At 62.9% G+C, this 21,659-nt stretch carries 24 protein-coding genes; 19 read left to right on the plus strand and 5 right to left on the minus strand.

Translation table 11 applies throughout. The features are described 5' to 3' along the window. The first annotated feature begins 50 nt into the window (after positions 1 to 50). The 4 genes from CQ019_RS13000 (at position 51) to gatB (ending at position 4,121) form a co-directional block, all read left to right on the plus strand. Positions 51 to 677 (plus strand): 1,4-alpha-glucan branching protein, encoded by a 627-nt coding sequence (locus tag CQ019_RS13000; protein WP_105719015.1) that lies wholly within the window; start codon positions 51 to 53, stop codon positions 675 to 677. 86 nt (positions 678 to 763) lie between these two features. After that, positions 764 to 1,060: an Asp-tRNA(Asn)/Glu-tRNA(Gln) amidotransferase subunit GatC gene (gatC, locus tag CQ019_RS13005; protein WP_096287501.1), complete on the plus strand. Its 297-nt coding sequence runs from the start codon at positions 764 to 766 to the stop codon at positions 1,058 to 1,060. Continuing rightward, positions 1,050 to 2,603 (plus strand): Asp-tRNA(Asn)/Glu-tRNA(Gln) amidotransferase subunit GatA, encoded by a 1,554-nt coding sequence (gene gatA / locus CQ019_RS13010; protein WP_181148484.1) that lies wholly within the window; start codon positions 1,050 to 1,052, stop codon positions 2,601 to 2,603. The genes gatC and gatA overlap by 11 nt, the downstream gene beginning before the upstream one ends. Before the next feature lie 9 nt (positions 2,604 to 2,612). Then, a complete protein-coding gene (gene gatB / locus CQ019_RS13015) occupies positions 2,613 to 4,121 on the plus strand; it encodes an Asp-tRNA(Asn)/Glu-tRNA(Gln) amidotransferase subunit GatB (RefSeq protein WP_105553806.1) in 1,509 nt (502 codons plus the stop codon). Between the two features lie 355 nt (positions 4,122 to 4,476). On the opposite strand, the gene CQ019_RS13020 is transcribed toward gatB, so the two are convergent. Then, positions 4,477 to 4,707 (minus strand): hypothetical protein, encoded by a 231-nt coding sequence (locus CQ019_RS13020; protein ID WP_146112476.1) that lies wholly within the window; start codon positions 4,705 to 4,707, stop codon positions 4,477 to 4,479. Between the two features lie 310 nt (positions 4,708 to 5,017). Then, on the minus strand, positions 5,018 to 5,491 hold the full coding sequence (locus CQ019_RS13025; protein WP_105553804.1) for a DUF664 domain-containing protein: 474 nt from the start codon (positions 5,489 to 5,491) through the stop codon (positions 5,018 to 5,020). Between the two features lie 137 nt (positions 5,492 to 5,628). Between CQ019_RS13025 and CQ019_RS18305 the strand changes: the two genes are divergently transcribed. Together CQ019_RS18305 and CQ019_RS13030 are read left to right on the plus strand one after the other, a co-directional pair. Next, positions 5,629 to 5,808, plus strand: coding sequence for a hypothetical protein (locus CQ019_RS18305; protein WP_146112475.1), 180 nt, complete (start codon positions 5,629 to 5,631; stop codon positions 5,806 to 5,808). Positions 5,809 to 6,197: 389 nt separating this feature from the next. After that, on the plus strand, positions 6,198 to 6,413 hold the full coding sequence (locus CQ019_RS13030; RefSeq protein ID WP_105553803.1) for a hypothetical protein: 216 nt from the start codon (positions 6,198 to 6,200) through the stop codon (positions 6,411 to 6,413). Here CQ019_RS13030 and CQ019_RS13035 read toward each other — a convergent pair. Continuing rightward, complete coding sequence (locus tag CQ019_RS13035; protein ID WP_105553802.1) at positions 6,410 to 6,616, minus strand: hypothetical protein; 207 nt, start codon at positions 6,614 to 6,616, stop codon at positions 6,410 to 6,412. The two genes, CQ019_RS13030 and CQ019_RS13035, sit on opposite strands and share 4 nt — an antisense overlap. A gap of 147 nt (positions 6,617 to 6,763) precedes the next feature. On the opposite strand from CQ019_RS13035, the gene CQ019_RS13040 reads away from it, so the two are divergent. From CQ019_RS13040 to CQ019_RS13090, 11 genes are all read left to right on the plus strand, one after another. Then, positions 6,764 to 7,672, plus strand: coding sequence for an aminoglycoside phosphotransferase family protein (locus CQ019_RS13040; RefSeq protein WP_105553801.1), 909 nt, complete (start codon positions 6,764 to 6,766; stop codon positions 7,670 to 7,672). A 101-nt stretch (positions 7,673 to 7,773) separates the two neighbouring features. Next, positions 7,774 to 8,961 carry an ROK family protein gene (locus CQ019_RS13045; RefSeq protein ID WP_105553800.1) on the plus strand — a complete coding sequence of 396 codons (1,188 nt, stop codon included), beginning with the start codon at positions 7,774 to 7,776 and terminating at the stop codon, positions 8,959 to 8,961. A gap of 126 nt (positions 8,962 to 9,087) precedes the next feature. Beyond that, the gene (locus tag CQ019_RS13050) at positions 9,088 to 10,683 is read left to right on the plus strand and encodes an ABC transporter substrate-binding protein (protein ID WP_105553799.1); all 1,596 of its coding nucleotides are present in this window, start codon (positions 9,088 to 9,090) and stop codon (positions 10,681 to 10,683) included. A 79-nt stretch (positions 10,684 to 10,762) separates the two neighbouring features. Beyond that, positions 10,763 to 11,686 carry an ABC transporter permease gene (locus tag CQ019_RS13055; protein WP_105553798.1) on the plus strand — a complete coding sequence of 308 codons (924 nt, stop codon included), beginning with the start codon at positions 10,763 to 10,765 and terminating at the stop codon, positions 11,684 to 11,686. Continuing rightward, positions 11,683 to 12,591, plus strand: a complete 909-nt coding sequence (locus CQ019_RS13060; protein ID WP_105553797.1) for an ABC transporter permease — start codon at positions 11,683 to 11,685, stop codon at positions 12,589 to 12,591. The genes CQ019_RS13055 and CQ019_RS13060 overlap by 4 nt, the downstream gene beginning before the upstream one ends. Continuing rightward, positions 12,591 to 13,607: an ABC transporter ATP-binding protein gene (locus CQ019_RS13065; protein ID WP_105553796.1), complete on the plus strand. Its 1,017-nt coding sequence runs from the start codon at positions 12,591 to 12,593 to the stop codon at positions 13,605 to 13,607. The genes CQ019_RS13060 and CQ019_RS13065 overlap by 1 nt, the downstream gene beginning before the upstream one ends. Next, positions 13,588 to 14,625, plus strand: a complete 1,038-nt coding sequence (locus CQ019_RS13070) for an ABC transporter ATP-binding protein (RefSeq protein WP_105553795.1) — start codon at positions 13,588 to 13,590, stop codon at positions 14,623 to 14,625. The genes CQ019_RS13065 and CQ019_RS13070 overlap by 20 nt, the downstream gene beginning before the upstream one ends. Positions 14,626 to 14,696: 71 nt before the next feature. Beyond that, positions 14,697 to 15,878: a Gfo/Idh/MocA family protein gene (locus tag CQ019_RS13075; RefSeq protein WP_105553794.1), complete on the plus strand. Its 1,182-nt coding sequence runs from the start codon at positions 14,697 to 14,699 to the stop codon at positions 15,876 to 15,878. A 112-nt stretch (positions 15,879 to 15,990) separates the two neighbouring features. Further along, the gene (locus CQ019_RS18565; protein WP_181148486.1) at positions 15,991 to 16,140 is read left to right on the plus strand and encodes a hypothetical protein; all 150 of its coding nucleotides are present in this window, start codon (positions 15,991 to 15,993) and stop codon (positions 16,138 to 16,140) included. A 54-nt stretch (positions 16,141 to 16,194) separates the two neighbouring features. Next, positions 16,195 to 16,839 carry an isochorismatase family protein gene (locus CQ019_RS13085; protein WP_105553792.1) on the plus strand — a complete coding sequence of 215 codons (645 nt, stop codon included), beginning with the start codon at positions 16,195 to 16,197 and terminating at the stop codon, positions 16,837 to 16,839. A 98-nt stretch (positions 16,840 to 16,937) separates the two neighbouring features. Further along, a complete protein-coding gene (locus CQ019_RS13090) occupies positions 16,938 to 18,212 on the plus strand; it encodes a low temperature requirement protein A (RefSeq protein ID WP_181148488.1) in 1,275 nt (424 codons plus the stop codon). Between the two features lie 77 nt (positions 18,213 to 18,289). On the opposite strand, the gene CQ019_RS13095 is transcribed toward CQ019_RS13090, so the two are convergent. Beyond that, positions 18,290 to 18,964 (minus strand): HAD family phosphatase, encoded by a 675-nt coding sequence (locus CQ019_RS13095; RefSeq protein WP_258133599.1) that lies wholly within the window; start codon positions 18,962 to 18,964, stop codon positions 18,290 to 18,292. 34 nt (positions 18,965 to 18,998) lie between these two features. After that, complete coding sequence (locus CQ019_RS13100) at positions 18,999 to 19,445, minus strand: MarR family winged helix-turn-helix transcriptional regulator (RefSeq protein ID WP_105569888.1); 447 nt, start codon at positions 19,443 to 19,445, stop codon at positions 18,999 to 19,001. A 113-nt stretch (positions 19,446 to 19,558) separates the two neighbouring features. Here CQ019_RS13100 and CQ019_RS13105 point away from each other — a divergent pair, with 113 nt between their 5' ends. Further along, on the plus strand, positions 19,559 to 20,743 hold the full coding sequence (locus CQ019_RS13105) for an MFS transporter (RefSeq protein ID WP_105569889.1): 1,185 nt from the start codon (positions 19,559 to 19,561) through the stop codon (positions 20,741 to 20,743). A gap of 79 nt (positions 20,744 to 20,822) precedes the next feature. Beyond that, positions 20,823 to 21,653: an aldo/keto reductase gene (locus CQ019_RS13110; protein WP_105553788.1), complete on the plus strand. Its 831-nt coding sequence runs from the start codon at positions 20,823 to 20,825 to the stop codon at positions 21,651 to 21,653. Positions 21,654 to 21,659: the final 6 nt, after the last annotated feature.

Here is a 21,659-nt window from a genome sequence, read left to right on the forward strand (position 1 = left end):
CCCATGCTATCGATATCCTCTGGCGGCACGGGCTCTGCAGGAAAATTAACATGCGCCTTGAGAGCCGCGGGCAACACGAGGGTCAAGCTCTTGTGCGCACGTCGCTGACTTGGCAGACTGAGCCCATGGGCATCGTCTACAACACCTCAATGTCGCCAACCAAAAATGAGTTGGTGTCCGCTTGGCTGGTCAAGCAGGACTTCTATTCTGGTCAGGGCGTCCCGAAACTTGAACATATCGGCGGATTCCGGCTCGAAGACCCCCAGGGGAAGGTCGGGGTGGAGCTGCGCATTTATGCGGATCATGCCGACACCTCCGAGGTGATTTACCATGTGCCCTTGAGCTATCGAGAAGCACCCCTCGAAGGCGGCGAGCCGTACCTGATAGGCATCAGCGAGCACGCCATCCTGGGGCCGCGCTATGTCTATGACGCGGCCGGGGACCCGGTCTTCAACGACCAGGCGCGCGGACTGCTCGCGGGCAAATCCATCCCGCAGCACCACACCGAATCATTTACCGACGATGCACGGATCACGCTCACCGGCGAGACCAGCGGGAAGCGCGCCGTCATTATCCGCAAGCCGGTGGCCGGCAAGGCCAGCGCCCCGGGAGTCATCGGCTTCTGGGAGAATGCGCTCGGCCAGGAGCTGAGCGGTTTGGTATTGCGCACAGCATAACCTCCGAAGGACTTTTGCGACCTAGTTGAGGGCGGGCAAGGGATAGACTTGTCTGTGAAACCCATCCGCCCACTTTAGGGAGATATATGTCTGCCATCAGCCGTGAGGACCTCGTGCACTTGTCACGATTGGCCCACATCGAGATGAGCGGCGCAGAGCTGGACAAGATGACCGGTGAGCTCGGCGTGATCGTCGATGCCATCGCATCCGTCAGCGAAGTCGCCTCCTCCGATATCCCAGCCACCAGCCACCCAATCCCGTTGACCAACGTATTGCGTGAAGACGTGGTGGGGCAGACGCTGAGCATCGATGAAGTTCTGCTCAACGCGCCTGACTCGGACTCGAACCGCTTCAAGGTCCCGGCAATTCTGGATGGTGAATAACCTAGTGTCAGATCTGATTCGTCTTTCCGCCACCGAGCTGGCAGCAAAGCTGCGCGCTGGCGATGTGACTTCCGTAGTCGCCGTCCAGGCTCACCTGGATCGCATTGCCGAAGTTGATGGTGCACTGAACGCCTTCCTGCATGTGAACGCCGAGGAAGCGCTCGCCGTCGCCGCCGAGGTGGACGCGATCCGCGCCGCCGGCGGAGCCGAAGCCGAAGCGCTGCACCCACTGGCCGGCGTGCCTATCGCCATCAAGGACCTGATCGTCACCAAGGGCCAGCCGACCACCGCGGCATCGAAGATGCTCGAAGGATGGATGAGCCCCTATGACGCCACCGTCATCGAGAAGATCCGCGCAGCGAAGCTTCCGATGCTGGGCAAGACCAACCTGGACGAGTTCGCCATGGGCTCCTCCACCGAGCACTCCGCCTACGGGGTGACGCGCAACCCGTGGAACCTGGATCGCATTCCCGGCGGTTCCGGCGGCGGCTCGGCCGCGGCCGTAGCCTCCTTCGAGGCGCCGCTGGCGCTGGGCACCGACACCGGTGGTTCGATCCGCCAGCCCGGCGCCGTCACCGGCACCGTGGGCGTGAAGCCGACCTACGGCGGGGTCTCGCGCTACGGCGCGATCGCCATGGCCTCCTCGCTGGACCAGATCGGCCCGGTCTCCCGTACCGTGCTCGACTCGGCGCACCTGCAGGAACTGATCGGCGGGCACGATCCGAAGGATTCCACCTCCCTGCCAAAAACCCTCGAGGGCCTGGTAGCCGCCGCAGAATCCGGCGCCACCGGGGATCTCAAGGGCCTGCGCATCGGTGTGATCACCGAGCTGCAGGGCGAGGGCTACCAAGCCGGCGTGCAGGCACGCTTCGAGGAGTCCCTCGAACTGCTCAAGGGTGCGGGCGCAGAAATCGTCGAGGTTTCCTGCCCCAACCTGAAGTACGCACTGGGTGCCTACTACCTGATCATGCCCTCGGAAGTCTCTTCCAACCTGGCGAAGTTCGACGGGGTCCGCTACGGCAACCGGGTGCTTCCAGAAGACGGCGCGCTGACCATCGAACGCGTGATGGGAGCCACTCGTGCCGCCGGTTTCGGCGACGAAGTCAAGCGCCGCATCATCCTGGGCACCTACGCGTTGAGCGCCGGCTACTACGACGCCTACTACGGCTCGGCGCAGAAGGTCCGCACGCTGATCCAGCGCGACTTCGACGCCGCGTTCGCGCAGGCCGACGTGCTGGTTTCGCCAACCGCGCCGACCGTCGCCTTCGAGCTGGGCGCCAACGACAACGACCCGCTGGCCATGTACCTCAACGACGTGGCCACCATCCCGGCAAACCTCGCCGGCATCCCGGGCATCACCGTGCCCGGCGGGCTGTCCGAGGACCTGCCGGTGGGCATCCAGTTCCTGGCTCCTGCCTTCGAGGACGCTCGCGTCTACCGTGCAGGCGCGGCATTGGAAGCACTGCTGGAAAAGAGCTGGGGGCACACCCTGATCTCGCAGGCACCTGCCATTGATTCCGCGTCGATCGCGCCAAAGGCCTAAGGGGAGCACATGTCTAACTACACCGATGAACTCGTCGACTTTGATGTGGCACTGGAGAAATATGATCCGGTGCTCGGCTTCGAGGTCCACGTAGAGCTGAACACCAAGACCAAGATGTTCTCGGACGCCCCGAATGCCTTCGGCGACGACCCGAACACCAACGTCACCCCGGTTGACCTGGGTCTGCCTGGCGTACTGCCGGTGGTCAACAAGACCGCCGTGGAGTACTCCATCCTGATCGGCCTGGCGCTGAACTGCCAGATCGCCGAGCGTTGCGGCTTCGCGCGGAAGAACTACTTCTACCCGGACACCCCGAAGAACTTCCAGACCTCGCAGTACGATGATCCGATCGCCTTCGACGGCTGGCTGGATGTCGAACTGGAGGACGGGGAGATCTTCCGCGTGGAGATCGAACGCGCCCACATGGAGGAAGACGCCGGAAAGCTGACCCACATGGGCGGTGCCTCCGGACGCATCCAGGGCGCGGACTACTCACTGGTGGACTACAACCGTGCCGGGGTGCCGCTGGTTGAAATCGTCACCAAGACCATCGAGGGCGCCGGCAAGCGGGCGCCGGAGCTGGCAAAGGCCTATGTGGCTGCGGTGCGCGAAATCGTGAAGAACCTCGGGGTTTCGGACGCGAAGATGGAGCGCGGCAACGTGCGCTGCGACGCGAACGTTTCGCTGATGCTCAAGGGTGCGGACAAGTTCGGTACGCGTACCGAAACCAAGAACGTGAACTCGTTGCGCGCCGTGGAGCACGCCGTGCACTTCGAAATCGAACGGCACGCGGCCGTGCTGGACTCCGGGGCGAAGATCGTGCAGGAGACCCGCCACTGGCACGAGGACACCCGCAGCACCACCTCGGGCCGTCCGAAGTCGGATGCCGATGACTACCGCTACTTCCCGGAGCCGGATCTGGTGCCGATCGTGACCACCGCCGAATGGGTTGAGGAACTGCGTTCGCGTCTTCCCGAGCCGCCGGCGGATCGCCGCAAGCGGCTGAAGGCCGACTGGGGTTATGCGGATAAGGAATTCCGTGACGTGGTCAACGCCGGGGTGCTCGATGAGATCGAAGCGACCATCGCCGCCGGTACGTCCGCCGCGGTAGCCCGCAAGTGGTGGATGGGCGAGATTGCCCGTCTGGCCAAGGCGGCGGACAAGGAGATCGCGGATCTGGGTGTTACCCCGGAGACCATCGTTGAGCTGAACTCGCTGATCGCCGAGAAGAAGATCAATGACAAGATCGCCCGCCTGGTGCTCGAGTACGTGGTTGACGGTGAAGGCAAGCCAACCGAGATCGTTGCCAAGCGCTCCCTCGCCGTGGTCAACGACGACGATGCGTTGGGCAAGGCCGTGGATGATGCCATGGCCGCCATGCCGGACGTGGTCGAGAAGATCAAGGGCGGCAAGATGCAGGCCATCGGCGCCCTGATGGGACCGGTTATGAAGGCCACCCGCGGACAGGCAGATGCCGGCCGCGTGCGCGAAATCGTGATCGAGAAGCTGGGCCTGTAAGACCCTTCCTTAGGTACAAAAACATCGAACCCCGAATTCTGGTCAACGGAATTCGGGGTTCATTGTTTTTCCTGCAAGCGACTCAGAGCGGATGATCGATCGCAGGCGTTGCCCGAGTTCGGAAATTGTAACGGGATCAGCTAGGCCGTCGCCGCCTCTGCGGGCGGCTCCGCTCGGCTGTGCTCGCCAGACGGTGCCATTCTTTGGACTGGCGAATCTTATAGCGCGGGCGGGAGCGGTGGGATAGCGGAGAGGAGCTTCGAAGTCCAACCCGCCGGCAGACGCAATGCCGGGGCCGCCCCCGAACGCCATTCGACCTCAGGACGCGGCCAACGCGCGGGGCGCGCGATTGAAGTTACGGGATTTGGTTTTTGCCCGAGTGGCGGTACGGGGAATGGCCTGCACCGCGGGCTAGGGAGTGCTCGGAAACGAGCGAACCAATGAGAAGGGTGCCTGCGGCGCATATTCCGGGCACATAGGATGCGAAGCCGGAAGCGCCGTCAAGCAGCCAATGAGCCACGGCAAAAACCGCAAATGCCGAAGCGAGGCAGAGGAGCAGGGATCCCCACTTAGTTTTTTCGCTCACGCCATCGCCTGGTGGTGCCGATTCGTTTTTGGCCTTTTCTTCCAGGCCAAACCAAGCAAGCATGCGACTCACGAAGCCCTTCTGTGCATGTCAGGTAATTCAATCCAAATTCGAACTGATTGGTTCCTATAGGAACTACCATCTTCACAATACGTTGCCTTGGCGGCCATGGCTATCGTCAATTTGGATGATTAAAATCCCTCTGAGCGTTCGGTGAAAGGCTGCATTCCGTGGAATTATGCAGCCAGTGGAGTTAATGTCCAGTGTTCGAACGCGCGGGGCAAGGGCGTGAAGGAGACTTGCCGGAGGCTCAGCGCCAACCGGCGAGCAGCAGGTCCCTGGTGATCTCGAGGTGTCCTAGATGCTGGCAGAACTCTTCCAATACGTGCAGCAGAACCCCCTGGCAGGTTTGTGCGAAATATTCGTCCTCGCGGCCAGCTGGCAACGAAGCTGGCCTGGCTTGCATTTCGGTCTGCGCCAGGTCGGCGGCGAACTCTGCGCGCACTGCGGTTGCATGGGCCAGTGCTTGCGCAGTGGGGAGAGCCGCGGTGAATTCGGCCGCTCGATCGCGGGGAATCGCTACCCCTAGATTCACCGTTGAAGACCAGCGGCGCATCATCCCGCAGCAGTGCACCAAGAGTTGGATGGGTGAGTTGCCGCCGGGAATCCCCGGGCGGGTATTGGGCAGTTCCTCCGGCAGTTGGGCGATAATTTCGATAATCTGATCGAACTTTTCCAGGAGCAGCTGGACGAGGATCTGTTCGCTTGGTGAGTGGCTGCGCATGGAGTGATTCTAGCCTGTCCGAGGTCAGTAGCTTGATGCTCTAGCGCCGAGACCTATTGCCCGCGATGCATCGAAGGTAGACTGCCTCGAACAACGACTTCAACGTCCCTGGGCGTTTTCTAGAGAGTAGGCGAATCATGAGTGCTTGGCCGCGAATCGCTGCGTTGGCGATGCTCCTCCTGGCGATGGTGCTGTTGATCATCTGGCAGTGGTTGCCCGCATTGCTCCTGCTTCCCTCGGCCGGCGGACTCGTAGCCTGGGAGTCCCAGGATGCACGTACCCGCAGCAGCCGGAACAGCAACGGTGGATTAAAGTAAATCAACGTCTCGCCGAGCTTTCTGCTGGCCAAGTAATTGGGCGCGCACACGGACGCAGCAACCCCATGTTTGCTGGTGGGTTCTTCGCTTTGAGCCTCCGTCTTCGTTCCCAAAAAACGCCTCTTTTCATGTGTACTTATGATGAGTCAACGCGCTTGGTCGAGGGCAAGGATTTTCGCGTGCTGCCCTCCTAGTAAAGTATGAGCGTGTTGGCGTTGACTGCGTTTGCTACTCGTCAGTACGCTTGATGATTGTACGCAGGGTTGAAATAATTCGAGCAAGCGAAAAGCCTCTGGTTAAGTGTTCTAAACCTCCGTAAAGCAAGCGGTGATTATCGAAAAGCCAAAGCTGATCAACGAAACAGCGAGATGCTCGCTAGGAGACATGCAATGCGCTCGACCAATAAAGCGTCTTTATTCGGGATGCTTCTCGGCTTTGTGCTGGGCACCGCAGCAGAAGCGATCCGCTACAACATCGGCGACCAGCGATCCTTCGGAGAAATGGCATTTTTTGTTATCTCAATGATGATCATCGGTGCCATCGCCCCGCTGTACAAGGTGAAGAGCGAAAAGCGGAAAAGTAACGAAGGTAGTGAAGAAAGCTAGGCGTATTGCGCCCAGATGAACACCTCTGCGATGGGACGGTTCGCAATGGCCGCAGCAAGCAAAAAATGCGAGAGCAGACGTTTACCGTCTGACTCGAAATAAGCGTCGGATTTGGCACCGGCTGAGGTTTCCGAAGCAATGAACACCTCGGCCAGTTCACCGCCGATTTCATATCGGTGACGAAGGACAGCGGGTTCCGCCACCAGGAGGGTCCTTCGCCGAGGATGCCTTGCACGTCGTATACCCAGGCGGTGCCCACACGGGCGCGGGGGCTACCTCTCTGCTCGGGGATAGTCGTCCAAAACGGAACGCGAACGGTCACTTTGGCGGGATTGATTTAGCATGGAGCAATGACCTTCCAAGAAATGCCGGTTTCGGCTATGCCGGCGGCCGAAGTGTCTATTGACCGGGACCTGGTGCGCGAATTGATCCTCGCGCAGGCACGCCAGTGGGCCGGGAAGCCCCTGACGTATCTGGCCACCGGCTGGGATAATGAGGTTTACCGTTTGGGTGAAGACCTGTTGGTGCGATTGCCTCGACGTGCGCTGGCCGAAAAGATCGGGCACAAGGAACGCCAATGGTTGCCTCGCCTGTCGTCCGACAGCGGCTTGGATGTGGGGGCTGCGGTATTCATCGGCGAGCCGACCGCGAATTACCCGTTCACCTTTTCGATCTGCCGCTACGTGCCTGGCATCAGCGCCGCGACGCTGGGGCGAACGCAACGTGATGCCTACGCACCGGCTTTTATCGACTACCTGCTGGCGTTGCATGGCCCGGCTCCGGAGGATGCGCCACGCAGTGAATTCAGGGGCTGCGAATTGCAAGCCGTGGACCGGCGCACCAGGGAGCAAATCTCCCAGCTTCCAGCGACGTACCGGCGTGGTGCGCAAGGCATCTGGGAGCAGTCGCTGGAGGCCGAAGCCTATGGAGGGCCGCCACGCTGGCTCCACGGTGATCCGCATCCACACAATACGATTGTGACCACCGTTGCGGGCAGGGCCGAGCTGTCCGCCCTGGTGGATTTCGGAGATCTCTGCGCCGGAGATCCAGCTTCGGATTTGGGGATGCTGTGGATGCATTTTACCGAGGAGCCGCGGGAGCAAGCGTTGCAGAGGTACAGCGTCGATCGCGGCATGTCAATGAGGTTGCGTGCCCGTGGTTGGGCGCTGCGCTACGCCATGCTCACCGCGCCACTGGGCGCAGCCGATCCCTTGGGAAAAATCGGCCGGGATACCCTGAAGGTGCTGCTGAAGCCGTGAGCCTGCCAGGCCGGCAGATGCGCAAGTCTGCTGTACAGATGAAAGAATGATGAAAGCATTCCTAGACAAAAGGAATATTCTGGAAGAAAGGTGCCCCTGCCATGAGCCGTAGGACCGATCCGGCCCGCGCTCGGAATTTTGCGTCGGTGCTGCGCGAAACCTTCGCTTCTCCCGGGCGCTCACGCAAGGAAATTGCCGACGCAATCGGCATTAGCGCCGCCTCGGTCACGAGCATTGCCGCCAGCTTGCTGGATCACCAGCTGATTGCCGAGGCCGATGCGGTGGCCGCGGGCCAGGGCAGGCCCCGCGTTCCGCTGAGCGTGGACAGCGAATCGAACCTGGTCATGGGCATCCACCTCGGCCCGCGGGTTACCGGCGTGGTGTTGACCGGATTGGACGGAATCTCCAAGGCGTCGGTCCTCGTTCCGCACGCGGGACTGGATGCCGAAGCCTCGTTTGCGCTGATCATCGAACAGGCGAACCTGCTCATAGCCGAGCACGCCAAGGGGCGTCAGATCCTCGGGACGGGAGTCGCGACCGGTGGCATTGTCGACCGGATCAATGGCCGAATCGTCGAGAACCAGGGCGCAGGATGGAGTGAGGTTCCGGCGGTCAGCATGCTAGCTGACCTGCCCCAGCCGCTGATCTTGGATAACAATGCCAGAGCTGCGGCGCAATCCGAACTCTTTTACGGACATGGAGCCAGGGAATCAGATTTCCTGCTCATGGTGATTACCTCCGATCTCGGGGCGGTGCTGGTCAGCAATGGACAGATCCGTGCCGGATGGTCGCAGCATGCCGGGAACATTGCTCATCTGCAGGTCAGCGACGCAGGATATCCCTGTGCCTGCGGACGCCGCGGATGCCTGCAGGTGATGGCCACGGATGAAGCGACGGTGCGTCGCGCCCACGAGGCGGGGAGACTGGACGTCAAGGACTATGGGGATATCGACCGGCTTTATGATGCCGGAGATGAGCAGATCCGCTCGCTGGTCACCGAACGGAACGGTTTTGTGGCGCACGCCGCCGCTACCGTATTCGACCTGCTTGACCCCGGGCTGCTGGTGATTGCCGGTACGCCAGCCGAGCGTCCCGAAACCCTGGCCGGGGTGCAGTCTGTCGTGGCCAGCCGGTCGTTGCAAGGACCGCTGGCCGCCCAGCGGGTGGTCTACTCCAGCGATCATGAGCTATCGCTGTCCATTTTTGCCGCCAGCATCATGGTTAACGAAGTGCTGAGCAACCCGCTGAGCTTCATCGAGCGGATGCACGCCGAGGCAATCCGCAAGTAATTTCATGCACAACTGTTGACATCATCCTCCTATCGTGTTTACTTTATTTCATAAAATAAATAAATGTGACGGCAGCCACTGCCTTGGCGCTCGTGCCCGGAATGCCGTAAATCAGGGAGGAAAAGGATGAAACAATCCAAGAAAATCGCGTTCGTTGCGGGGGTGGCCTCGTTGGCGCTCCTCGCCACGGGATGCTCATCGTCGAGCACGGCCGCAACCGGTGCCGAAGGATCAGACGCGACCTTGACATTCATGTCGACGGAACCAAAAAGCATCACTCCGCAGAAGGAACCCGGAAGCCAGATCGGCATGGCGCTCTGCGCGAACCTGATGGAGGTCAACTCCCAGAGCCAGAAACTGGAGCCATTGGCCGCCAAGTCCGTCACCAGCCAGGACGCCAAGGTCTGGGACATCGAGCTGCAGGACGGATGGACCTTCCACGATGGCACGCCGGTCACCGCATACTCCTTCGCCGAGGCCTGGAACGCGACAGCCACCGGCTCCAACGCCTGGCAAGGCAACGGTACCTTCGTCTCCTTCAAGGGCTACGAAGAACTAAACCCGACCGATGGCAGCAAGGCTTCGACCGAAAAGCTCTCCGGGGTGGAGGTTGTCGACGAAACCCATCTGAGGGTCACCCTGAACGCGCCGAACGCCGACTTCCCGAAGCTGTTGAGCACCAATCCGACCTGCCCCATGCCGGAATCCGCCTTCGAAGACCTGGACGCCTACGAGCAGTCCCCGGTCTCCAACGGCCCCTACAAGTTCATCTCCTGGGACCATAACCAGCAGGTCGTCCTGGAGAAATGGGACGGCTTCAAGGGCGCCGAAGGATTCTCCGGCGGTGCGGACAAGCTGGTCGGCAAGATCTACACCGCGGTGGATGCCGCCTACACCGACATGACCGCCGGAAACCTCGACATGATCCGCAATGTGCCGGCGACCATGGTCGACAAAGCCAAGAACCAGCTGGGCGAACAGGCCCTCTACGAGGTGGAAACCGCCTCCAAGCAGCAGACGCTGCAGATCCCCGAATACGTCGAGGAACTGAAGTCCCCGGCATTGCGCCGGGCCATCTCGCTGTCCATCGACCGCGAAGCCATTGCCGCCTCGCTGCTCAAGGGCCATGCGCAAACCTCGGATTCGCTGGTGCCTCCGTCGCTGGGCTCCTATGTGTCCGGCTCCTGCGCCGACTGCGTCTTCGACCCGGAGCGGGCCAAGAAGATCCTGGCCGAGGGCGGCGGGTTTGACGGCACGCTGATCATCGAGAGCAACTCCGCCTCGGACCAGCAGCTGGTCCAAGCGCTGACCAAGCAGATCCAGGACAACCTGGGCATCAAGGTGCAGCTGAAGCCCACCCTGGGCACCGAGCTTTCCGAACGCCGCAACAGCCAGAAGCTCGATGGAGCCGTGTTCGGCCTGTGGGGCTGGTCCTACATGTCGCCGGACCAGTACCTGAGCCAGTACGAGACCGGGGGAGACGGCAACGCCGTGACCGGCTACTCGAACGACAAGGTCGACACGCTGCTGCGTGCGGCCCGCGCAGAAATGGACGAAGCCAAGGCCGCGAAGCTCTACACCGAAGCCGAGGCGATCATCGTCGAGGATCTGCCGGCGATCCCGCTGTTCATCCCCACCGACTACGGACTGCAGTCGCAGTGCGCGCAGCTGAACGACGTCCAGGGAGACCTGCAGTACTACCGCGCCGGCTACGGCTGCTAGCAACGGTTCCGTTTGGCTGGTGCGGCCGCACGAAGATCTTGCGGCCGCGCCAGCCACCTATTGTGATGAGGGAGTACCCATGCTGGGCTATACCGTTCGGCGTATCGGGCAGATGATCCCGGTGCTGCTCGGCGCCACATTCATCATCTACGCGTTGACCTTCCTGATGCCCGGTGACCCGATTTCGGCATTGACCGGGGAGCGTCCCTTGCCGGAAGCCACCGTGGCGCAGATCCGCCAGGCCTACCATCTGGATGATCCGTTTTTCGTCCAGTACGGAAACTACATCCTCGGCGTCTTCCGCGGCGATTTCGGCATCGACTTCTTCGGCCGCCCGGTGCTGGGCCTGATCCTGGAACGCCTGCCAACCACGCTGGCCCTCGCCCTGACCGCATGGGTGCTCAAGCTTTTCATCGGCCTGCTCATCGGGGTCTACGGCGGGTTGCGTGCCGGGAAAACCGGGGACCACTTCGCACTGGTCTTCACGGTCCTGTTCATGGGGGTGCCGGGGTTCGTCATCGCGCTGGGTGCCCAAACCTACTTCGGCGTGCACCTGGGCTGGGTCGATCCGGCCGGCATCCGCGCCGGATGGCCGATGGCCTTCATCCTGCCTGCCTTGGTGATGGCGCTGGAGGCCGCCGCCGGCCTGGCCAGGCTGACCCGCACCTCGCTGGTGGACGTTCTGCGCGCCGAGTACCTGCGTACCGCGAAGGCCAAGGGCCTTACTCCGCGGCGCATCATCTGGGGCCACGCGCTGCGCAACGCCATGATCCCGGTGGTCACCTACCTGGGCCTGAGCCTGGCCGGGATGCTCGGCGGGGCAGTGATCATCGAGGCCATCTTCAATCTGCCGGGCATCGGCGGGCTGATGGTCTCCTCCATCAACAACAAGGAAGGCACCGTGGTGGTGGGCATCGCCACCCTGCTGGTGCTGGTCTACCTGGTCTTCAACCTCCTGGTTGACCTGACCTACGGCCTAATCGATCCACGGGTGAGAATATGAGCGCGACAAGCACAACAATCGGCCCCGGCGACGGCGCCCAGGCGGTGGACCGGGCCCCGGCTCCGAGCCGCGGCGCCCACCGGCGCTGGTGGCTGCGCCCCCGGCTGGCCATCTCCGGCACGATCGTGCTGCTGATGATCATCATGGCGGCCTTTCCGCAGCTGTTCACCGGATTCGGCGCCGGACCGACCGAGAACTGCGACATCATGCTCTCCAACCAGGCCCCGAGCGCCGCGCATCTCTTCGGCATCGACATCCAGGGCTGCGACTACTACACGAACGTGATCTACGGGGCCAGGGCCTCCATCCTGGTGGGCATCGTGGTCTCGGCCATCGCCTTCGCCATTGCCGCCCTGGTGGGCGCGATCGCCGGCTACTTCGGAGGCTGGGTGGACGCGGTCATTTCCCGCATCTGCGATATGGCCTTCGGCCTGCCGTTCATCCTGGCGGCGATCGTGGTGCTGCAGCTGTTCGGCCAGCGCAATATCTGGACCGTGATCTTCGCGCTGGCACTGTTCAGCTGGCCCGGCGGGGTGCGCTTCATGCGCTCCTCGGTGCTCGAGATCCGGCACCGCGAATATGTGCAGGCCGCCCGGCTGCTCGGCGCCGGCAACCGGCGCATTATCGCCAAGCACATCGTGCCCAACGCCGTCACCCCGCTGCTGGTGCTGCAGACCCTCGGGGTGGGCGGCATGATCTCCGCGGAAGCCGGGCTGACCTTCATCGGCATCGGGCTGACCCCGCCGGCGGTCTCCTGGGGATTGCAGCTGGCGGCCGCCCGCGACTACATCGACGCCGCACCGCACCTGCTGCTCTTCCCCGCGATCTTCCTGACCATAACGGTGCTCGGCTTCGTGCTCTTCGGCGAAGCGCTGCGCGACGAATTCGACCCGAAAGGAAAGTAATGAGGCAACCGCACCACGCCCCGCGGCCGCTGCTGGAAATCCGCGACCTGCGCGTCCAGTTCGCCACGCCCCAGGGCACCGCGACCGCCATCAACGGCGTCGACCTGCAGCTTGCCGCCGGCCAGTGCCTGGGCATCCTGGGCGAGTCGGGATCCGGCAAGTCGGTGACCGCCCGGACCATCATGGGGTTGCTCGACACCCCTCCGGCCAGGGTCGCCGGCGGCGAAATCCTGCTCAACGGCGAAGACCTGCTGTCCATCGGCGCCAAACGCCGCCGGCAGCTGACCGGCCCGTGCATGTCCATGGTGTTCCAGGACGCGCTCAGCGCCCTGAACCCGGTGCATCCGGTGGGCCGGCAGATCGGCGAGCTGTTCCGGGTGCACCGCGGCTACAGCCGCAAGGCCGCGAAGGCCGCGGCCATCGAGATGATGGACCGGGTGCGCATCCCGGCCGCGGCCAGCCGGGTGAACGACTACCCGCACCAATTCTCCGGCGGCATGCGCCAGCGCATTGTCATTGCCATGGCGCTGGCCTTGGGACCCGAACTGCTGATCGCCGACGAACCGACCACCGCCCTGGATGTGACCGTGCAGGCCCAGATTCTGGAGCTGCTCAAGGAGCAGCAGGCGGAGAACAATATGGGCCTGATCCTGATCACCCACGATATTTCGGTGGTGCGCGAGGTCACCGACCAGGTAGCGGTCATGTATGCCGGACGGATCATCGAGCAGGGGCCGACCGCCCAGGTGCTTTCCGCGCCGCGCCACCCCTATACCCGGGGGCTCGCCGAATCCGTGGCCAGTGAAGCGCTCAAGGGGCACCGGCTTCCGGCGATTCCCGGCAGCCCGCCGGACCTGTTGAACATTCCCGTGGGCTGCTCGTTCGCCAACCGGTGTTTCCTGGCCGACGAAGCCTGCACCGCCGCCGTGCCCGCGCTGGAGGCCATCTCGGCCGGACGCCAATCGGCCTGTTTCCATTCCCAGGAGGTACCGAGTCATGCCGCATACAGCCACTGAGCCGCGGACCGGCAAGACAGCATCCGGACCGATTATGGAACTGCGCGATATCAGGATGCACTATCCGGTAGCCCGGCCGCTGCCCTTCGGAGCGAAGAAGGTGCTCAAGGCGCTGGACGGGGTGGACCTGCAGGTGCCCGCCGGGCAGACGCTGGGGATCATCGGTGAGAGCGGCTGCGGGAAGTCCACACTTGCCCGCATCCTCTCCGGGCTGGAAAAGCCCAGCGAAGGCCAGGTGCTCTTTGACGGGGTGGACATCAACGAGCTGCAGCGTGCCGAGCGTGCCCTGATGCGCCGGAACATCCAGCTCATCTTCCAGGATCCCTACGCTTCGCTCGATCCGCGGATGACCATCGAGCAGATCCTGCTTGAACCCTTCGAAATCCATCCCGATCTGGTGCCCCGTGCCCGGCGGCGGGCGAAGATCGCGGAGCTGATGGAATTGGTGGGGCTGAACCCGGATCATTTGAGCCGCTATCCGCATAACTTCTCCGGCGGCCAGCAGCAGCGCATCGGCATTGCCCGCGGCATTGCGCTGAATCCCCGGGTGCTGATCTGCGATGAGGCGGTCTCGGCCCTGGATGTGTCGGTGCGCGCCCAGGTGGTCAACCTGCTTCAGGATCTGCAGCAGGAACTCGGGTTGACCTTCGTGTTCATCGCCCACGACCTGCAGATTGTCCGGCATATCTCGGACAGCGTCGCGACGATGTATCTGGGCAAGGTGGTCGAATCCGGAAGCTACGACAGGGTCTATGAGCACAGCGCCCACCCCTACACCCAGGCGCTGCTCTCTGCGGCGCCCGAACTCCGGCAGGGTTCGAGCACACCGCGTGAATTGATCCTGCTGCAGGGGGATCCGCCCTCGCCCATCGACCCGCCGACGGGGTGCCGATTCCATACCCGCTGTCCCATCGCGCAACCCAGCTGCGCCGCCTCCGAGCCGCGGCTGGACCCGCTGCAGGGTGATCATGCGGCCCGCTGTTTCTTCCCCGGCCCGCTGAACCTCGGCTCAGGCTAGCCGCGCCGGCTTCATCCGGTCATCAAATATTTGCTGCGCGCCGCAAGGGCGCCAATCAAAAGGAGAACTACATGGACCTCAAGGTCGGAATCGTCGGCTTCGGACTGCGGGCTTCGCTGCACCGCTACCTGCAACGTCCGGGGGAAGGCAGCGTGGTCCGGATCGTCTGCGATACCAGCGAGCGCGGCCGCGAGGATGCCCGGGCGGCCTTGCCCGAGGCGGAAGTCACCGCGGACCTGCAGGTATTGCTGGACGCCGGCCTCGACGCGGTCCTGGTCCTCACCCCGGATTTCACGCACCGCGACGTAGTGCTCCGCACGCTGGAAGCGGGTATCCCCACCTTTGTCGAAAAGCCCCTGGACATCACCCTGGAGCGCGCCGACGAGATCCTGGCCGCCGCCCAGCGCACCGGCACCAGATTGTACGTCGGGCACAATATGCGCCATATGCCGGTGATCTGGCAGATGAAGCAGCTGATCGAACAGGGTGCCATCGGCGAGGTGAAGGCCGTGTGGTGCCGGCACTTCGTGGGCAACGGCGGAGATTACTATTTCAAGGACTGGCACGCCGAACGCCAATACAGCAATACCTTGCTCTTGCAGAAAGGGGCCCACGATATCGATGTCATCCACTGGCTGGCCAACGGCTACAGCACCCAGGTCTCCGGCGTCGGATCGCTGGCGGTCTACGGTCAGGTGGAGGACCGGCGGAACAATGCGGACCTGCGCCTGCGCGACTGGTTCTCCCTGGAGAACTGGCCGCCGTCCGCGCAGCGCGGCCTGAACCCGAAGCTTGATGTGGAGGATCTGTCGATGGTTCAGATGAAGCTGGATAACGGGGTGCTGGCCTCCTATCAGCAGTGCCATTTCACCCCCGACTACTGGCGCAATTACACGGTCATCGGCAGCGCCGGAAGGTTGGAGAACTTCGGTGACGGCCCCGGGGACTTCATCCACGTGTGGAACACCCGCACCACGCATGGTTTCGCCGAACCGGATCTGAAGGTTGAGATCAAGGGTGATGATGCGGGCCACGGCGGCGCCGACCCGAATCTGATCGCCGAATTCCTGCGTTTCGCCCGTGATGGGGGAGCGACCGAAACCTCGCCGCTGGCTGCCCGGGCTGCCGTCGCCGTGGGTGATTTGGGTGCCCGTTCGCTGCGCTCGTCGGGGCAGACGCTGCAGATTCCCGGTCTGGAGGAAGGCCTGGTCAGCTACTTCGAAGCGGACCAGCAGGCGCAGCACGTCAACTAGGGAGCCGTCATTTGGCCAGATGGCTTCCGAACGCTCGGCGGAACCTCGGCCGGGTGGGATTCGATGGGCGATCCGTCTGGTCCCGGCGCGCAAGAGTGTGCCACTTGGCGCAATGGTGCAGCTGGAGCCGGAGGAGAATCCCGCATTGGCGGTGCAGCCGCGCCTTGCTGCCCAGGCGCCTGCCTTGGGCCGGTCCAATGGGCCGAAGGCATTCGCGCGCGCCTCGCTCTGGCCTCTGGTTCCGCCGCACCGCGTAGGATAACGTGTTTTCCACGTACCCCTTTTCGTTGGTGAATAGGCCCTGAAGGAGAAGCAGATGTCCAAGAAGACCTCGCCGGAACCGATCCGCGATCAAGCGCACGATCACTTGCTGACACCGCAGAACTGCGTCTTGGCGCTGATCGATTACCAGCCCGAGCAGTACGGCACCGTCACCTCGGCCACCCGTGAGCGGATCGACTTGAACGTCGTGGCGCTGTGCCGCCTGGCCATGAAATACGAGATTCCGGTGGTGCTCTCCACGGTCGGCGTGGACATGGGCGTGAACGAGGGCACCGCGCAGCACATCAAGGACGAGCTGCCCGGAGTGCCGGAGATTGACCGCAGCGGTGTCAATGCGTGGGAGGACGCCGAATTTCGTGGGGCCATCGAGGGCAGCGGCCGCCGCAAGGTGGTGATGGCCGGGCTGTGGACCGAAGTCTGCCTGACCTTCCCGACCTTGGACATGCTGGCCGAAGGATACGAGGTCTACCCGGTAGCCGATGCCGTGGGAGGAATTTCGCAGGTGGCCCACGATCGGGCCTTCGACCGGATGATCTCCGCCGGCGCGCAGCCGGTGACCGCGATTTCTTTCGGCGGGGAGCTGATGCGTAATTGGGCACGCGGTGACTCGGATAAATTGCGCGAGAACATGCGCTGGTACTTCCCGCTGAAGCACGAGCTTGACGCTGCCGGGAAGTAGCAAAGAAGCGGTGGTCGATGGCGGTTGCTTGCGTATTTCAGTGTTCGGTCCAATATTCTATTGCTGTTCGCAAGTTGCCGTTCGAAAAGGCTGTATCGATGACCGTAAGCACGGGAGATAATTTCTACCAGCATGGCCTGCGGCGCATGCGCGGCCGGGATCCGCAGGAGAAAAACAGGTCCGCCAGCACCCTGGAGTTATTCTTCGACCTGACCTTCGTCACCGCCTTCGGCGTGGCCGGTAGCGAGCTGGCCCACGGCATCGAGGTAGGCCATTATCTGCCGGCCATCGTTTCCTTTGTCATCGCCTGCTTGGCGATCGTCTGGGCCTGGGCCAACTATGCCTGGTTGGCCTCGGCCTTCGACAATGACGATTGGCTGTTCAGGAGCCTGACGCTGGTGCAGATGGCGGGCGTCATCGTGCTGGCGGTCGGCATCCCGATGATGTTCCAATCCATAGATCATGGGGCGGTGCTGGATGCCAATGTGATGGTAGTCGGCTACATAGTCATGCGCATCGCGCTGATCGGGCAATGGCTGCGAGTCGCCCGGCAGGACCCGCGGCACCGAGTGGTGGCCCGCGGAAACGCTATCGGCGTGGGCATCGCGCAGATCGGCTGGACCTCGTTCCTTTTCCTTCCGCTGTCGCTGGTTCCGGCCTTGGTCTGCCTGGCAATTTTCTGGGTCATCGATTTCAGTGCGCCATTGATTGCCGAGAAGGTGGCCCGCCGGCGCGGCGAATCAGGCATTCCCTGGCATGCCCACCACATTGCCGAACGCTATGGCTTGATGGCCATCATCGCTCTCGGCGAATGCATCGTGGGAACGCTGGCGGCGGCCCGCGCGATCTCGGCGGGCTCGAATTGGAGCTTTGAGAGCGTGGTGGTGGTCTCGGTAGGCGTGCTGATCTCTTTCAGCCTGTGGTGGGCATACTTTCAGCTGCCCTCCGGGCCGGTCCTGCATCAGCGGCGAGACAAGGCTTCCGCGTGGATTTACGGTCATATTGCCCTGTTCACCTGCATCGCCGCGATTGGTGCCGGGCTGCATACGGTCGGCTACGCCTATGACCCGCAGGCCGCCACGGATCCGGTCGTGGTGATCCTCGCCTTGGCGATTCCGGTATTCATCTTCATGCTGATCATCGCCTCGTTGCTGACCTGGTTGCTGGACGCTGCGATGTTTACCCTGGCGCATCTACCGACGTTTCTGATGCCGCTGGCTGCGGTCCTGCTGAGCCAATGGGGCCTTCCGGCCTGGGCTTGCCTGCTGGTGCTGCTGTGCTCGCCGCTCACCGTGATTGTCGTGTATGAACTAGGTTATTGGCGAAAGCTGGCGGTGACCCTCGACCGTGCGCTGCAGCAACCTGCGCGGTAGTTGAGCACTTTCGGAAACACGGTGACGCACGCCGCCAGCGGCGTCGGCTGCGTAATCCCGGCCAGAGACCCGGGACGCTAATCCTTGATGGTCAGCGCGTGCAGTTGGTCCATGCTGCTGAAAATCCGGCTTGCCCCGGCCGCCAGCAGGTCCTCGGCCGCGGTGCTGCTGGGACCGCCATTGGCGAAGCCGAACACCGTCGCGCCGGCTGCCACCCCGGCGGTGACTCCGGTGACGGTATCCTCGATGACCAGCGCCTGAAGCGGGTCAATTTGCAGGGCCGCGGCGGCTGCCAGATACACATCCGGTGCTGGCTTGCTGCGCGGATACTCCATGCCGCTGAATACGCGATCTCCAAACCAGGGGGCCAGGCCGGTAACCGAAAGCTGCATTTCCACTTTGCCTCGATCCGCGCCGGAGGCGCAGGCGATCTTTGACCCGTAGGTCTTGGCGATCGCGGCTACCGCGTGGGCCGCGCCGTCGATCGGGGCCAGCGCGCTGCGCAGCGCATCATCTCGGCGTGCGCGGAATCTGGTGAGCCACGCATCGTCGATGCGGAATCCGGTGTGCGCGTAAATCGGTTCCCATTGGTCCTTCAGTGCCTTGCCGATAAAAATCTCCAGGCAATCCTGCACGCCGATCTCCCAGCCCAGCTCGAGCAGCATAGTGCGGAGGACCGAATTGGTGATCAGTTCGGAGTCTACGAGGACGCCGTCGCAGTCGAAAAGCACGGCGGAGAAGCGGGGTATCACGATGGTTGTGGCCTTTCGCGGAAGTGGCAGAGGGCTAGGCGGAAGGGAACTGAGGCAGGATCCGGGCTAGCGGTGCGAGTTCGGGCTGCTGCTCGGCCTCCTTGAGCACGCGTTCCAGGGTTGCGTCGTGAATTGGCTTCGCCTTGCGGTAAAGCTGCTGGCCGGCGTGCGTCAGCTCGGTGTAGATGCCGCGTCGATCATCGGCGCAGAGCACCCGGGAGAGCAGGGCGCGATCTTCCAAACGGCTCACCAGGCGTGTGGTGGCGCTGGGGCTCAGTGCGGTCGCCCGGGCCAGTTGCGCCATGCGCATATGCCAGCCGTCCTGCCGGTTCAGCGCGTCCAGAAGTGTGTACTCCACCACAGACAAGCCGACTTCTGCGCTGAGGTCTTTTTCCAGTGCGGACTCGATAATTCCGTGCAAGGCCGCCAATGTACGCCACCCGTGGGCACGGATTTCGACCGCGTCGTCTGCGATTCCCACTTCATCCTCCAAAATGATTGCTTGCGCGCATTAGTTGCGTGTGCAACTATTTAACCCATCGGCGCAATAACAAGCGTCTGCAACTATTTTTCAAGTTTATCAGGAGTAAGCAAATGCCACTGGGACTCATCGCGCTGGCCCTAGGTGCCTTCGGCATCGGGCTCACCGAATTTGTGATCATGGGCCTGCTGCCCGAGGTGGCGGCGGACTTCGGCGTCAGCGAAGCGGCCGCAGGATGGCTGATCTCCGGCTACGCGCTGAGCGTGGTGGTCGGCGCTCTCGGGCTGACCGCCGCCACCGTGCGCCTGCCGCGCAAACCGGTATTGGTGGGGCTGCTGGTGCTGTTCATCATCGGCAATACGCTCACCGCCATCGCCCCGGACTATATGGGGGCCATGATCGGGCGGGTGATCGCCGCACTATGCCACGGCGCCTTCTTCGGCATCGGCACCGTCGTCGCCGCGGATCTGGTGCCCGGGGCCAAGAAGGCGCGGGCCATCGCCGTCATGTTCACCGGACTGACCGCCGCCAATGTCCTTGGCGTTCCCTTCGGAACCTTCCTGGGCCAGCAGGCGGGGTGGCGTTCCACCTTCTGGGCCATCTCCGGCATCGGGGTGCTCGCACTGATCGGCATCCTGCTTCTGGTGCCGGTGCTCCGGCATGCCGCCGAAGCGGTATCCCTGCGCAGGGAGCTGAGCGCCTTCGCCTCCCTGCAGGTGTGGCTCTCGCTGGGTGTCACGGTGCTTGCCTATGGCGGGATGTTCGGTGCCTTCACCTACATCGCCTACACGCTGACCGAAGTCTCCGGCTTTGCCTCCGGAGCCGTCCCATGGCTGCTGGTGCTCTTCGGCGTGGGGCTATTCGTTGGCAATTGGTTCGGCGGACGCATGGCCGACCGGAACATCGACCGCACGCTGCTGATCTTCATCGCCGCCCTGGTTGTTGTCCTGGTGGGCTTCGGTGCCCTGGCAGCAAGTCCGATAGCCACCGTCGTGGCCCTGCTGCTCATGGGTGGATTCGGCTTCGGCACCGTTCCCGGCCTGCAAAGCCGCATCATGCGCTACGCCGGGACCGCCCCGACGCTGGCTTCCGGAGCAAATATCGGCGCCTTTAATGTCGGCAATGCCCTCGGCGCTTGGGCCGGCGGGGTGGGCATCGCCGTGGGGCTTGGCTACACCTCGCCGATCTGGATTGGCGCCGCCATCACCGTAGCCGCGCTGCTGTTGATGCTGCTGGCCGCCTCGTTGGCCAAGCGGGAGCCGTCGAGTGCGCGAACCGCGGTTATGGCAGCAAGCTAGGCCGCAGGCTTTCACCGACCGGGCTTTCACCGCTCAACTAACCACTGAATGACCAGAAAAAATTCTCAAAGGGAGTCCCATGACCAATTCAATCCCAAACCTCACGCTCAACAACGGCATCGAAATGCCGCAGCTGGGCTTCGGAGTCTTCCAAGTGCCAAATGAGCAGACCACGGCAGCCGTCGCCGCCGCGCTGGACGCTGGCTACCGCAGCATTGACACCGCCGCGATCTACGGCAACGAAGAAGGCGTGGGAAAGGCCCTGGCCGAGTCCGGCATAGCCCGTGATCAACTGTTCATCACCTCCAAGCTCTGGATCGCCGATATGGGCTACGAGCAGACCCTCGAAGCCTTTGGGGCGAGCCTTGAACGCCTGGGCCTGGACTACTTGGATCTATTCCTGATCCACTGGCCGGCGCCCGCGAAAGATCTCTACGTCGACTCGTGGAAAGCGCTCGAAAAGCTCTATTCCGAGGGGAAAGTCCGTGCCATTGGCGTATCGAACTTCCAGCCGGGGCATCTGGAAAAGCTGGTCGAGGCGGCGGACATCGTTCCGGCGGTCAATCAAGTCGAGCTGCACCCGGCACTGCAGAATCGCGAAGTGATCGCCGCGAACGCCGAGCACGGCATCGCCACGGAAGCCTGGAGCCCACTGGCGCAGGGAGCGCTGCTGAGCGAGGAATCGATTCTGGCGATTGCCGCAATGCACAATGTCACCGCCGCGCAGGTGATCCTGCGCTGGCACCTGCAGGAAGGAAGGATTATTATCCCGAAGTCGGTCACCCCCGCGCGGATCGCCGCCAACCTAGACCTGTTCGGCTTTGAGCTCTCCGCTGACCAGATGTCCGCGATTGAGGCGCTGGACCGGGATGGCCGCACCGGTCCAGATCCGGACGCCTTCAACGGCTGATAATGA

Origin of the sequence: Arthrobacter sp. MYb229 (assembly GCF_002975405.1) — a bacterium.
Lineage (GTDB): Bacteria > Actinomycetota > Actinomycetes > Actinomycetales > Micrococcaceae > Glutamicibacter.

Excerpts from the sequence above, each read along its gene's own strand:
- CQ019_RS13110 (WP_105553788.1), top strand. The coding sequence starts at position 20,823 with ATGACCAATTCAATCCCAAACCTCACGCTCAACAACGGCATCGAAATG.
- CQ019_RS18565 (WP_181148486.1), top strand. The coding sequence starts at position 15,991 with ATGGTGCAGCTGGAGCCGGAGGAGAATCCCGCATTGGCGGTGCAGCCG.
- CQ019_RS13105 (WP_105569889.1), top strand. The coding sequence starts at position 19,559 with ATGCCACTGGGACTCATCGCGCTGGCCCTAGGTGCCTTCGGCATCGGG.
- CQ019_RS13090 (WP_181148488.1), top strand. The coding sequence starts at position 16,938 with ATGACCGTAAGCACGGGAGATAATTTCTACCAGCATGGCCTGCGGCGC.
- gatA (WP_181148484.1), top strand. The coding sequence starts at position 1,050 with ATGGTGAATAACCTAGTGTCAGATCTGATTCGTCTTTCCGCCACCGAG.
- CQ019_RS18305 (WP_146112475.1), top strand. The coding sequence starts at position 5,629 with ATGAGTGCTTGGCCGCGAATCGCTGCGTTGGCGATGCTCCTCCTGGCG.
- gatB (WP_105553806.1), top strand. The coding sequence starts at position 2,613 with ATGTCTAACTACACCGATGAACTCGTCGACTTTGATGTGGCACTGGAG.
- gatC (WP_096287501.1), top strand. The coding sequence starts at position 764 with ATGTCTGCCATCAGCCGTGAGGACCTCGTGCACTTGTCACGATTGGCC.
- CQ019_RS13040 (WP_105553801.1), top strand. The coding sequence starts at position 6,764 with ATGACCTTCCAAGAAATGCCGGTTTCGGCTATGCCGGCGGCCGAAGTG.
- CQ019_RS13045 (WP_105553800.1), top strand. The coding sequence starts at position 7,774 with ATGAGCCGTAGGACCGATCCGGCCCGCGCTCGGAATTTTGCGTCGGTG.
- CQ019_RS13025 (WP_105553804.1), bottom strand. The coding sequence starts at position 5,491 with ATGCGCAGCCACTCACCAAGCGAACAGATCCTCGTCCAGCTGCTCCTG.
- CQ019_RS13030 (WP_105553803.1), top strand. The coding sequence starts at position 6,198 with ATGCGCTCGACCAATAAAGCGTCTTTATTCGGGATGCTTCTCGGCTTT.
- CQ019_RS13055 (WP_105553798.1), top strand. The coding sequence starts at position 10,763 with ATGCTGGGCTATACCGTTCGGCGTATCGGGCAGATGATCCCGGTGCTG.
- CQ019_RS13000 (WP_105719015.1), top strand. The coding sequence starts at position 51 with ATGCGCCTTGAGAGCCGCGGGCAACACGAGGGTCAAGCTCTTGTGCGC.
- CQ019_RS13065 (WP_105553796.1), top strand. The coding sequence starts at position 12,591 with ATGAGGCAACCGCACCACGCCCCGCGGCCGCTGCTGGAAATCCGCGAC.
- CQ019_RS13050 (WP_105553799.1), top strand. The coding sequence starts at position 9,088 with ATGAAACAATCCAAGAAAATCGCGTTCGTTGCGGGGGTGGCCTCGTTG.
- CQ019_RS13085 (WP_105553792.1), top strand. The coding sequence starts at position 16,195 with ATGTCCAAGAAGACCTCGCCGGAACCGATCCGCGATCAAGCGCACGAT.
- CQ019_RS13060 (WP_105553797.1), top strand. The coding sequence starts at position 11,683 with ATGAGCGCGACAAGCACAACAATCGGCCCCGGCGACGGCGCCCAGGCG.
- CQ019_RS13070 (WP_105553795.1), top strand. The coding sequence starts at position 13,588 with ATGCCGCATACAGCCACTGAGCCGCGGACCGGCAAGACAGCATCCGGA.
- CQ019_RS13075 (WP_105553794.1), top strand. The coding sequence starts at position 14,697 with ATGGACCTCAAGGTCGGAATCGTCGGCTTCGGACTGCGGGCTTCGCTG.